This is a genomic window from Vibrio sp. SCSIO 43137, from assembly GCF_028201475.1.
Lineage (GTDB): Bacteria > Pseudomonadota > Gammaproteobacteria > Enterobacterales > Vibrionaceae > Vibrio.
Genome location: NZ_CP116384.1, coordinates 1502395 through 1514184, shown reverse-complemented (window position 1 = coordinate 1514184; position 11790 = coordinate 1502395). Strand labels below are relative to the sequence as shown.

General features: G+C 46.3%; 12 protein-coding genes and 1 pseudogene. 10 read left to right on the top strand and 3 right to left on the bottom strand.

Going from position 1 to position 11790, the window contains the following annotated elements; all coding sequences use genetic code 11:
- Window positions 1–34 precede the first annotated feature (34 nt).
- From PK654_RS22715 to PK654_RS22670, 10 genes and pseudogenes are all read left to right on the top strand, one after another.
- Window positions 35–979 (top strand): YbgA family protein, encoded by a 945-nt coding sequence (locus tag PK654_RS22715; RefSeq protein WP_271699802.1) that lies wholly within the window; start codon window positions 35–37, stop codon window positions 977–979.
- Window positions 976–2370, top strand: a complete 1395-nt coding sequence (gene phrB / locus PK654_RS22710; protein WP_271699800.1) for a deoxyribodipyrimidine photo-lyase — start codon at window positions 976–978, stop codon at window positions 2368–2370. The genes PK654_RS22715 and phrB overlap by 4 nt, the downstream gene beginning before the upstream one ends.
- A 13-nt stretch (window positions 2371–2383) precedes the next feature.
- On the top strand, window positions 2384–2755 hold the full coding sequence (locus PK654_RS22705; RefSeq protein ID WP_271699799.1) for a nuclear transport factor 2 family protein: 372 nt from the start codon (window positions 2384–2386) through the stop codon (window positions 2753–2755).
- A gap of 60 nt (window positions 2756–2815) precedes the next feature.
- Window positions 2816–3531 (top strand): annotated as a pseudogene (locus PK654_RS22700) (SDR family NAD(P)-dependent oxidoreductase).
- Window positions 3532–3533: 2 nt separating this feature from the next.
- Complete coding sequence (locus PK654_RS22695; RefSeq protein ID WP_271699797.1) at window positions 3534–4787, top strand: NAD(P)/FAD-dependent oxidoreductase; 1254 nt, start codon at window positions 3534–3536, stop codon at window positions 4785–4787.
- On the top strand, window positions 4784–5545 hold the full coding sequence (locus tag PK654_RS22690) for a DUF1365 domain-containing protein (protein WP_271699796.1): 762 nt from the start codon (window positions 4784–4786) through the stop codon (window positions 5543–5545). Before PK654_RS22695 ends, PK654_RS22690 begins: the two co-directional genes overlap by 4 nt.
- A 34-nt stretch (window positions 5546–5579) precedes the next feature.
- Window positions 5580–6872 (top strand): SAM-dependent methyltransferase, encoded by a 1293-nt coding sequence (locus PK654_RS22685; RefSeq protein ID WP_271699794.1) that lies wholly within the window; start codon window positions 5580–5582, stop codon window positions 6870–6872.
- The gene (locus PK654_RS22680; RefSeq protein ID WP_271699792.1) at window positions 6850–7332 is read left to right on the top strand and encodes a DUF2878 domain-containing protein; all 483 of its coding nucleotides are present in this window, start codon (window positions 6850–6852) and stop codon (window positions 7330–7332) included. The genes PK654_RS22685 and PK654_RS22680 overlap by 23 nt, the downstream gene beginning before the upstream one ends.
- 30 nt (window positions 7333–7362) lie before the next feature.
- Window positions 7363–7866, top strand: coding sequence for a chalcone isomerase family protein (locus PK654_RS22675; protein ID WP_271699791.1), 504 nt, complete (start codon window positions 7363–7365; stop codon window positions 7864–7866).
- Window positions 7863–8393, top strand: a complete 531-nt coding sequence (locus PK654_RS22670) for a DUF3833 domain-containing protein (protein ID WP_271699790.1) — start codon at window positions 7863–7865, stop codon at window positions 8391–8393. Before PK654_RS22675 ends, PK654_RS22670 begins: the two co-directional genes overlap by 4 nt.
- 761 nt (window positions 8394–9154) lie before the next feature.
- Here the strand turns inward: PK654_RS22670 and PK654_RS22665 are convergent.
- From PK654_RS22665 to PK654_RS22655, 3 genes are all read right to left on the bottom strand, one after another.
- Window positions 9155–9922 (bottom strand): DUF2982 domain-containing protein, encoded by a 768-nt coding sequence (locus PK654_RS22665; RefSeq protein WP_271699789.1) that lies wholly within the window; start codon window positions 9920–9922, stop codon window positions 9155–9157.
- 55 nt (window positions 9923–9977) lie between these two features.
- Window positions 9978–10835, bottom strand: coding sequence for a DUF2608 domain-containing protein (locus PK654_RS22660; protein WP_271699788.1), 858 nt, complete (start codon window positions 10833–10835; stop codon window positions 9978–9980).
- Between the two features lie 272 nt (window positions 10836–11107).
- Window positions 11108–11683 (bottom strand): hypothetical protein, encoded by a 576-nt coding sequence (locus PK654_RS22655; RefSeq protein WP_271699787.1) that lies wholly within the window; start codon window positions 11681–11683, stop codon window positions 11108–11110.
- Window positions 11684–11790: the final 107 nt, after the last annotated feature.

The window sequence follows — 11790 nt, the reverse complement described above, 5'->3', positions numbered from 1 at the left end:
ACAATAAACAGAAATAAATAAGGGAGGGACTCCCATGACGACAAAAATGAAGGTTGGTATCAGTGCTTGTGTAACAGGTCAGCAGGTCAGATACGATAAGAGCCATAAACGCTCGGCATTTTGTATGGAAGAGTTATCTGAATTTGTCGACTTCAAACCGGTCTGCCCTGAAGTGGCCGTCGGGTTACCCGTTCCCAGGCCAACCATCAGGCAGATAGCTAAGCAGGATATGATAGTGGTCTCCCGCCCTGACGGTAGCAGTGATGTTACCGAGTCCATGACCCGTTTTGGTCAGACTTATGGCAGTCAATGTGATGATTTGGCCGGCTTTATTTTCTGTGCTAAGAGTCCGAGTTGCGGTATGGAGCGGGTTAAAGTCTATCAGGAAGATGGCAAAGGTTCGGAAATGACCGGCGTCGGTCTGTTCGCCAGACAGGTGATGGAACTGAACCCTCTGCTGCCTTGCGAAGAAAATGGCCGCCTGAATGATCCTGTTATCCGTGAGAATTTTATCAGCCGCGTTTTCACCTATCAGAAGTGGTTAAATTTAAAGGCTGAGGGTTTCACCATTCATAAGTTGATGACGTTCCACAGTCGCCATAAGTACCTGCTGATGAGCCATAATATTGAGTGTTACCGTAAGGCAGGACGAATTCTGGCGAACCCTTTTGATGATATTAATCAAGTGGCAGAAGAGTACATTACTGTGTTGATGAGCGGCCTGAAAATTAAGGCAACCCGCCGCAGCCATACTAATACTCTTCAGCATCTTCAGGGCTATTTTAAAAAGCAGCTCGACAAAGAGAAACGTCGCGAGCTGAGTGAGCAGATTGAAGCGTACCGACAAGGGTTAACGCCTCTATTGGTGCCCCTTACCCTGATCAATCACTACCTGATGGAATATCCAAACCCTTATCTTGCGGCCCAGACTTATCTGTCTCCGCATCCGAAAGAACTGAGACTGAGGTACGGTTATTGAACTCCATTATCTGGTTCAGGCGCGATGTGCGTATTCATGACAACCCTGCCCTAAACCGAGCGTTAGAGCAGGGTGCAAACAAAGCGATATTTATCTCTACTCCTGAACAGTGGCAAAAACATCATATGGCGCCAGTTCAGGCCGATTTTATTGCAAGGCACTTGCGTCTGCTTTCTTCTCAACTGGCGGCTGTCGGAATTGAGCTTATTCATCTGCATAGCAGAGATTTCCGTCATCAGGCGGAAGTTCTGCAACAGTTTTGTCAGCAGAACAATATCAGTCAGGTGTTTGCCAATACTGAGTCTGGAGTGAATGAAGAGCAAAGGGATGATCTGGTAGCAAAACAGGGCATAAATCTGCTTCTGACAGAGTGTGAAACCATTCTTCCTCCCGGTAGTGTGGTGAATCAGCAGGGTCAGATGTATCGTGTGTTTACCCCTTTTAAAAAGGCGTGGTTGCAGCAGTTGCGCCAGAGAGGGATAGATCTTAGCCTCACACCTGAGGTATCCGATGGCTTTATTGACCAAGCTGAGTTGGCAATCAATTTCGATTACCCTATGCAGGACTCCTCGCGCTGGCCGTTGGCCGACAGAGTGATGAGTGAAGTGGTTGAGCAGTTTTTGCAGTTTAAACTGGACGACTACGGCAACAAGCGCGATTTTCCCGGAATCAAGGCAACGTCCGGTCTCTCGCCTTATCTTGCTATAGGGGCCATTAGTGTTCGCTGGCTGACTACCCGGTTGATACAGCGGGAACCTGAAATTATAGAAGATCAAAACTATCCCGGCTTTGCATGGCTCAATGAGCTGATATGGCGCGATTTTTATAAACACTTGCTGTTTCATTTTCCTGATCTCTCCAAAGGCAAATCATTTCAACCCAAATACCAGAATATGCACTGGCACAACAATCCAGAGCACTTTCAGGCATGGTGCGAAGGCAGAACCGGTTATCCTATTGTCGATGCTGCGATGAATCAGCTCAGGCAAACGGGATGGATGCATAACCGGTTGAGAATGATTGTGGCCAGTTTCCTGACCAAGCACCTGTTGATCGACTGGCGATGGGGCGAACAGTTCTTTATGTCGCAACTGATTGACGGCGATCTAAGTGCTAACAATGGTGGCTGGCAATGGGCGGCCGGTACGGGTTGCGATGCCCAGCCCTACTTCAGAATCTTTAACCCACTGACCCAGAGCAAAAAATTTGATCCAAACGGCGACTTTATCCGTAGATATATACCAGAGCTTAATGATGTGCCCGACAAGGTTATTCATTTCCCTTATGACTATCTGCTTAGCAGGGGAGAAGGGCATAAATACCCGGCGCCAATAGTGGAACATAGTGAAGCACGACAGAGAGCATTGGAGTTTTACAAACAGTATCAGTAATAAGGAGCGGTATATGCAGCGGGCGGAATGGTTAGAAAAATTTGTACAGGTTTACAGTGAACTGGGTACAGATAACCTGGCGACGCTGGAGAGCATATACCACCCTGACGTTACCTTTATCGATCCTCTTCATCAGGTAGAGGGTTTCACGGCACTGCTGGACAGTTTTCAGCAGAGTTACAGCAATATTCTTCAGTGCGACTTTCATATTGAACATGTTTTAGAGTCCGGCAACGAGGCTTCGGTCTACTGGACCATGGTGTTCCGCCATAAAAAGCTCAACGGAGGAGATCCAGTCAGGGTTGAGGGGCATTCCCACCTCAAGGCAAAAGATAATCTGGTGATATTCCACCGTGACTATCTTGATGTGGGTAGCATGATTTAATGAACACATTCCCCTGCTTGGCTCCATGATAAAAGCGGTTAAGAGAAAGGCGGCCAACTGATGAGAATTTTAATTACCGGAGCCACATCTGGCATCGGCAGGGAACTGACCAGCCGTTACGCAAATTCAGGACACACGGTTTTAGCCTGCGGAAGAAACTGGGAAAAGCTGGAACAGCTGCGTAGCGAGCATGCCAAAGTAGAGCCCCTATGTTTCGATTTGACCGATTATAAAACTATCCTCAGCCATCAGACGATTTTGAACCACTGGATATGGTGATTCTTAACGCCGGTGATTGTGAGTATATCGATGATGCACTTGATTTCGATGCCGGGAAGTTTGAAAGGGTGATTAATATCAATCTGGTTTCATTAGGCTATAGTTTACAGACATGGTTAAAACATATCCGTTCTGGGGGACGGTTAGTTCTGGTAAGTTCAAGTGCAAGTTTTCTGCCACTGCCAAGAGCGGAAGCTTACGGCTCTTCAAAGGCGGCAGTCTCGTACCTGGGTAAAACACTGGCAATCAACCTGAAGAAGCACAACATTAACGTGACCGTGGTACACCCCGGTTTTGTTGAAACCCCCTTAACCGATAAGAACACCTTTGAAATGCCCATGATTATCAGCTGCAGGGAAGCAGCAGACAGCATTATTTCAGGTCTTGATAAAGGGTTGTCGGATATCAGTTTTCCGACCCGCTTTATCGTCATTATGAAGTTCCTGAGCTTCCTTCCCTCCGCTGTTTGGAACCGATTAGCAACCAGGATGAGTTGACGATGAAAAAAATAGCCATAATAGGTTCCGGTATCTCCGGCCTGACTTGCGCACACCTGTTAGATAAGCAATACGATATCACCCTGTTCGAGAAGAACAGCTATGTTGGCGGACATACCGCCACCGTAGACATAGAGTATCAGGGTGAGAAGCATGCCATTGATACCGGTTTTATTGTGTTTAATGACAGAACCTACCCCAACTTTCTCCGCCTGCTTTCTCAGTTAGGAATCCATCAGCAGGAAACGGAGATGAGCTTTAGTGTTCATAACAGTCAGAGTGGGTTTGAATACAATGGGCACGATATCAATTCCCTGTTTGCTCAGCGCAGCAATCTGCTTAGCCCCCGTTTCTGGCGGCTGATATTCGAAATAGTGCGTTTTAACCGGCTGTGTAAGGCGGCATACCGAGATAGCGACATTGAAGAGAAGGCAACCCTCGGTGATTTTCTCTCTGCCTATGGATTTTCTTCCTTCTTCAGTCAGCACTACATTCTGCCAATGGGTGCGGCTATCTGGTCTACCAGTCTGGAGGAGATGGAGAACTTTGAGCTGAAGTTTTTTATCCAGTTCTTTTACCACCACGGTTTGCTCAATATTACCGATCGTCCTCAGTGGTTCGTGGTACCCGGTGGTTCACGAAGTTATGTACATGAGATTTTGCAGCGCCTGTCTAAGTCGGTTATTACCAATGCAAGTATTAGTGGGGTGAGACGAGTCGATAACGGTATTGAGCTGGTTATGGCCGATGATACGGTTCAGCAGTTCGATGAAGTGATTATGGCCTGTCACTCTACCGAGGCTCTGGAGCTGCTGCTGGACCCTACCGAGGATGAAAAGGCGGTACTATCGGCTATTCCTTACAGCCGTAACGAAGTGGTGCTGCATACAGATACCGGTCTTCTTCCCGACAGAGAACTGGCATGGGCAAGCTGGAACTACCGCCTTGATGGCGATCTTAAGCGTCCGTCCTGTGTGACTTACAATATGAACATTTTGCAGGGGCTGAACAGTAAGCACACCTTCTGTGTGACCCTAAACCAGATGGCATCTATCGACCCGGGCAAGATTATTCAACGCTTTGTTTATCACCATCCGGTACTTGATGAGAGCAGTGTCAGCGCCCAGAAAAAGCGTGAGTTAATCTGCGGACAGCGCGGCTGCCACTTTGTCGGAGCCTACTGGTATAACGGCTTCCATGAAGATGGGGTACGCAGCGCCCTTGATGTTACTCAGCGGTTTGGGTGTTCATTATGACCCCCGCCGGCAATAAGCAAGAGCATAGTGGTATCTACTGGGGAGATGTCCGCCACCGCCGCTTTGGCGATATCGAACATCAGTTCAGTTATCAGCTCTATATGCTGGCTATCGACCCCGATGAGCTTGCTCAAATTAGCCGACGTAGCGCTGTGTTCGGCTTTCGCTGGTTTAACCCGATCCGTTTTAACGAAAAAGATTACCTGAAAAGTGAACCCGGCAGCCTGAAACAGCGTATTGGTCATAAAGTTTCTCAGCTAGGCGGAGAGTGGTCAGTGAATAACCGGGTAATTATGTTAGTACAGGCACGCTGTTTCGGGCTCTATTTCAGTCCGATCAACTGCTACTTCTGTTACTCCGGGTCAGGAGAGTGCCGTTATATGTTGGCTGAAGTGAGTAATACACCGTGGCGGGAGAGGCACTACTATCTGGTGGAAATGGGATCAAAAATGACAGTGGAAAAGGCCTTTCATGTTTCGCCATTTATGGATATGGCCATGACTTACCACTGGAGAATTACCCCACCCGACAGACGAACTCTGGTTCACATTGAAAATCACACTGACCAGAAAGTATTTGATGCAACGCTGGCTCTGAGCAAAAGAGAATTCAGTAGCCGTGAACTGGTTCGCACCCTCTGCGCCATCCCGCTGATGACCACCAAAATAGTATCCGGAATTTACTGGCAGGCACTAAAGCTGTTTATGAAAAAAGTGCCGTTTGTGTCGCACCCCGATTCCAGACCCGGAACCGAATAAAAACAATCATTGCAAAGATATAAGTGAGGCTCACATGGAACGCATAGTAAAACAGAATGATACCCTGACGGGACAAAGTGCTCAGTCAAACTCAGGTTCTCATTACAAGCCAAATGCTAAGTACCGGACAATGATTTTTATGCTGCTTAACCAACTGGAAGATGCCTGTATTGAGATTGTTGAAGGCAATGAGCATAGTTATTTTGGTGAGCGTGAGGCACAGCTTAGGGGAACCATAGTGGTTCATGATGAGAGTTTTTATCAGGATGTGATTCGCGACGGCAGCATAGGTGGAGCGGAAGCCTTTATTGACGGCAAATGGACCAGCCCTGATTTGACAGCCGTCGTGGAAGTGATGGCGCGAAACCAGTGGCAACTGGATAAGATCGAGCAGAAAGTGCGCTGGATTAGTAAGATTAAGCGCCTGTTTCAGAAGAAAAAGGACGCCAATACTGAACAAGGTTCAAAGCGTAATATTCTGGCTCACTATGATCTGGGCAACGAGCTTTACAGCCGCTTTCTTGACCCGGCCATGCAGTACTCCTGCGCCATTTATAGTGAAGATGCTTTAAGCCTTGATCAGGCTCAGCAACTGAAGATGAAAACCATCTGTGAACGGCTGGAGCTGTCGGAGCAGGATCATGTGGTGGAAATCGGTACAGGCTGGGGCGGACTGGCTATCTATATGGCGCAAAACTACGGCTGTCGCGTCACCACAACAACCATATCGGATGCTCAGCATGATTACGCTAAAGCAAAAATTGAAGCTCTGGGGCTGGATAATCAAATCACCTTACTGAAAAAAGATTACCGCAAGCTGAGCGGCCGTTTCGACAAGCTGGTTTCCGTTGAGATGATTGAAGCGGTTGGTCATGAGTACCTTTCTACCTTTTTCCGCCAGTGTTCAGACTTGCTGAAACCACACGGAAAAATGCTGATTCAGTCCATTACCATCGCTGACAGCCGTTATGAAACTTACCGGCAGAATATGGACTTTATCCAGAAATACATCTTCCCCGGAGGCTGCCTGCCATCCGTTGCGGTAATGACACAGCAACTGGCTCAGCAGACTGATCTGGTAGTAGATGAGATAGATGATATCGGCCTGCATTATGCTCGTACTTTGCATGACTGGCGGGTCACCTTTGAACAGCAGTGGCATCAACTGGTAGAGCTGGGTTACAGCGATACCTTTAAACGACTGTGGCTATTTTATCTCTGCTACTGTGAGGGGGCTTTTCTGCAAAGAGCAGTCAGCACCCATCATCTGGTGGCGAGAAAGCCGAGGTTCCGGGGACAGAACGATGAAACGATTCTGGATTACTAACCTGATACTGTTTCAGGCCTGCTGGTTGTGTGCTGCCTTTTTTACTGAGTACGCGGCATTGGTGATGCCTTTACTGCTGGCACTGCATTTTATGTTATCACCCAGCCGCCGAAAGGATTTACTGTTGTTACTGCTGCTGCCAATCGGCATTCTGGCAGACAAAATTCAACTTGAACTTGGGGTGTTCAGCGCCGGGGAGAGCTTCTTCCCACTCTGGTTGTTGCTGTTGTGGGCTATGTTCCTTATCAGCCTGAATCACGGTTTAAGCTGGCTGGATAACCGCTCGCTATTAACCCTTGTACTGATTGGCGCCCTCGGTGGAGCCAGCAGCTATTGGGGAGGAATCAAAGCGGGTGTGCTCGATCCCTTAATGTCAGACGCGGCTGTGTGGCTCTCACTGATGCTGGTGTGGGGCTGCCTGCTGCCACTGTTTGTTACCCTTAAACGTCACATTTTCTAACACAGCCGGGCTTTTGCCGGGAGGTGAACCATGTATAAATCAATCTTTTTTCTTCTGTTTTGCCTGCTATCGGGCGGGGTTATGGCTTCGCCTGTGGCACAACTAAACAAGGTTGGCGAAGGCGAAATGAACTATCTGTTCTGGACCCTTTACCATGCCCAGTATTATCGCGGCACTGTCAGTGAGCAAGACGGGAATGTCAGCAAACAGGCGCTGAAAATTCGCTATCTGAAATCCATCGACAGTCAGGATCTGGTGGATGCAACCATAGATCAGTGGCAGCACCTTGGTTATTCCAAATCAGATATTGCTAAATGGGCAGCTCCCCTCAACACCCTCTGGCCGGATGTGGAACCGGGTCAGACATTGACGTTGGTGGTGAAGTCGGGCGGTGAGAGCCGGTTTTACTTTAACGATGGCTTTATTGGCGCCATTAATGACACCAGCTTTGCTGATGCATTTCTCTCTATCTGGCTGTCGGAAAAGACCTCTGCACCGAAACTTCGCAAAAAACTACTGGGGTTAGCGCGATGAAAAAATGGCTAATAGCTTGTGCAGTATTGATGCTGACCGCCTGTGGTGGGGCAAGTCTTCCAGCCCACAAAGGCACAGAACCAGAGCTGAAACTGGAGAAGTTCTTTGACGGAGAACTTCGCGCCTACGGCATGGTACTGGATCGCTCCGGCAACCTGATACGCCGCTTCGAGGCTAAGCTGCTGGGAAGCTGGCAGGGTAACAGCGGTAAGCTGGAAGAGTGGTTTGAGTATGATGACGGTGAGAAACAGACCCGTGTCTGGTATTTAGAAAAGCTGGCAGAAAACCGTTATTCAGGCCGTGCAGATGATGTGGTGGGCATAGCCAGTGGAACAACGGAAGGCTCAGTACTTTACTGGCAGTATGATCTACAGATCCCGGTAGATGGCACCGTATATGACATTAAGTTGGATGACTGGATGTTCCTGATGGATGAAAAGCGCTTATTTAATAAAACCGATATGTCTAAATGGGGTTTTCATGTAGGGGAGCTGGTGCTGTTTATCGAGAAAGTAACAGATGGCTAGAGCTTTAGGCAGTAGTAAACTTTGCTATTTTCGTATGCCTGAAGCTAACAGTTTTTAACAAAGTGCAGTGTCATCGGCCAGATAAACCCCATATTTATCCCTTCTACGAACTCTGATTTGTTCTTAATAAATGTAGGTCTGTTGTTTTTTATGCCCCATAAGACTACTGAATCCGCTAGCAATAATAGAGGAACTATAAATAACATAAGTAGTGAGATTTTCTGAACAAAGGCTATTAGCAGATACACGGTTACCAAATATGCTTTGATTTTATTTAAGGCACGTTTATCACTAAGCAAGTGCTCACTTACAATGTAGTAATGTACCAACATAAATAGAAGCAAAATTAAATCATAGTAAATCATGCCGAGCCCTCTGTACTTTTCGCAAATGATAATCAATCGCATTTATTTGTCGTGGTGTGTAGCGTATTTGTTCGAGTGATATCGAAAAATAGAGAATTATTGAGAGAGAAAATGTAAGAAAAAGTTACGGTCTAAATAACTGTTCCAGAATATGCGTCACTTTGGCAAATATCGAACACAAACATGCGTAAACCCATCCTTGGCGCGGAGGGTTTGCTTTTCGATATTTGCCTGATGACAAAGTCTGAAGCACAACTAAGAATAACTACTTAGGCTTAGTTATAGATTTCATACAATGATTTTTGTTTATATATTTTTTTCGTAAATAGTTGAGTTGCTGTGATTGGCTTGAGATTTAGTGAAGCCTGTCTTAATTAGTTAAAAGTTGTTGCTTTCTTAGCCGTTTACCCGCACATACTCATGGCACTCTTTCAGCAGCGCCAGAAACTCTTCCGGCTCCCTGTCTAAGCTACTTTCCGGAATAAACAGATGGAAGCCATAAGCTTTGTTCAGGGCTTCCGTATGATAAAGCCATGCTCCTATAGGTCCTTCAAACGCAGTGTCTTTAATGATGTAAGGCTCAAAATGGATAATGCCTTCCTTAAACTCAATCTCCTGCCGTTTTATAGCTATGGTGATTAGCTCTTTTTGCTCATGTATCAGCCGGTTAGCTAAGCGTGGCGAGATATTGCGGGCGATATGTTCAAGGTTATACAGCTTAATACCAAGGTAGGGCAGTGTCAGATCACCGTCCATCTGGCGCAGTTTAAGCTCACCAAAGCGGACAATATCCTGCCAGCGCAGTTGCCAGCGGCCGCTTCGGTGGTAAAAGCGCAAGAACTCAGGAGTAATATAAAAGCTATTATTGGGTTCAAGAAACTTAAGCACACCGATAAGGGTGACGATAAAGCAGGCAAATACAAGTACCAGAACAATGGCCTGATTTTCTTGTCCCATAGCCAGATTCGCCACAAAACTGATCAGCAACAGAATTCCGCCCGACAGAACCAGTGTCAGCCGGTTTCGTTTCGATCTCGGGGAAATATAAATTGCTTTGTTTTTGTTTGCTGCCATCCGGTTTCCTGATGTGTCAGAACTGATATTACTACCTTCAGTGTAGTCAAGAACCGATGAAATCAGAGGGTAAGTAGATTTGGCAGGCATAAAAAAACGCTCCATGTAGGAGCGTTTTAATCAATCAGTTAAAACTGTTCAGCCATTACTGACCAAGGCAAGTATCACCGATACGTGCAGGAGCAATCTTGTCCAGAGTGACGTTCAGCTCTTTCCAGTCGCTTGCCATTTTGTCAGCCTGAGCCTGAGTCAGTACCGCGCCGTTAGCAGCAATACGGTCGTGCTCAACTTTAGTGTAATGGAAGATAGTCATATCAACAGACTTGTCGTCTTTGTATGCTTTTTCCATGTTTACTACGTTTTTCTTGCTGTCATCGATAAATACGATGTTGTCGAACTTCTGGCCAGTTTTGTCCAGCATAAAGTCAAGCATAGTGCCTTTGTTCATACCGGTAGTCATCATAATACCGTTGATGTAAGTCAGATCTCTCTTTGGCTTAGCTTTGTAAACAGGAAGCTCGTCAGAACCTTTCTCTTTAAGTGCTGTAGTGGTCATGTCGAAACCGTTACGGATCATTTCACGCTCAGTTGCCGCACGGTAGTTAGGAGAGCGGGAAGTCAGTGCAAATACTGTTGCACCTTTCTCTTGCCATGCTTTAACTGTTGCAGGTGTTTTCTCTTCGATCAGCTTCTGAGGAACCAATTCATAAAGAAGGCCGATAGAGTCCTGGAACAGACAGTCAACTTTATCTTCAGCCGATGGTTTAACATCCAGCTTGCCGCGTTGCCACTGATACCAGATATCGCCACCAAGGTCTGAAGTAGAAGTCAGAAGGGTGTTGTCGATATCGATAACTACAAGTGGGTTGCCGCCTGCTTTAATCAGTTGCTCAACTTTTTTAGCTGCATCCTGGAAGCTGTTAGTTTCTTTTACTGTAACGTCAGCATAAGCCGTAGACGCCATTGTCATAGCAGTTAGCGCTGCAAGAGTTTTAAGTTTCATCGTTTGTTCCTTGTTTAATCAAATCAGCCGGGAAATCAGCCCAACGAGTATTTATTTGTGCGAAGGATCAACACATCATAGATATGCACCTAAGCACTTTTTCTGGCAGACACTATTTCTGATTAGCCGTTAGTTTTTATTGAGTTAAGTCAATTTTTAAAAACAATCGCTGCAGGAATAGCAAGGCTTTTACTGATTAAACGCACGCAAACATTTACTCAACATAAATGGTTAACATATTAATTAGAAACAGGTTAACCAGCGAAAATGCATTATTTGGATAGGGAATCTTTATAGAGAGAAAGTAGATGCTCTGTGGCGTGCATATGCTGCGGGTATTCATTGAAAACCGTACGAAGTTCGTCGCTCATCAGATAGAGATCATCTTTTAGTTTCCAGTAAAGAATGGTGGTGTGCAGCATGGCTTTAAGGGGTTTATAGACTTTCATTTCATAAACTTGTGCCAGCAGATCACTGATTTGTAGCTTTTCATCCTCAGAAAGCTCCGCTTTGGTGAGTAGAGCTATTGCCTGCTGATAATCACTATCGCTCGTAATGGTGTCCATAATTGGTTGATTACCTTTCGCCAGTTCAGCCAAACGCTCACGGATGCTCTCAATCCAGTAAGCCTGACTAACTTGTTGTTCCGTTAACTCTGAATCAGACGCTTTAATGCTCTTTTCAATAGCAGACTGAGCTTTCATTAGCTGAGTTCTCACCTTCTGAAACGGCAACTGGTACTCTTTACAGAGGTCAATAATCAGCTTGTGAAAGCCGCCGCCCGGCAGGTGGATATTGCTTTTAAAGGTGGAAAGTGCTGTTTCTTGTTGCGGCGTTAAGTTGCTCATGACTGTTTCTACTGTGGGGTGCGTAAAAAGGGTGAGTGATAATAGCAAAGCTGTTGCGCCGGAGTCATGTATTGCTGTGCCGTTTATTACTGTTATCTTCTATGAGA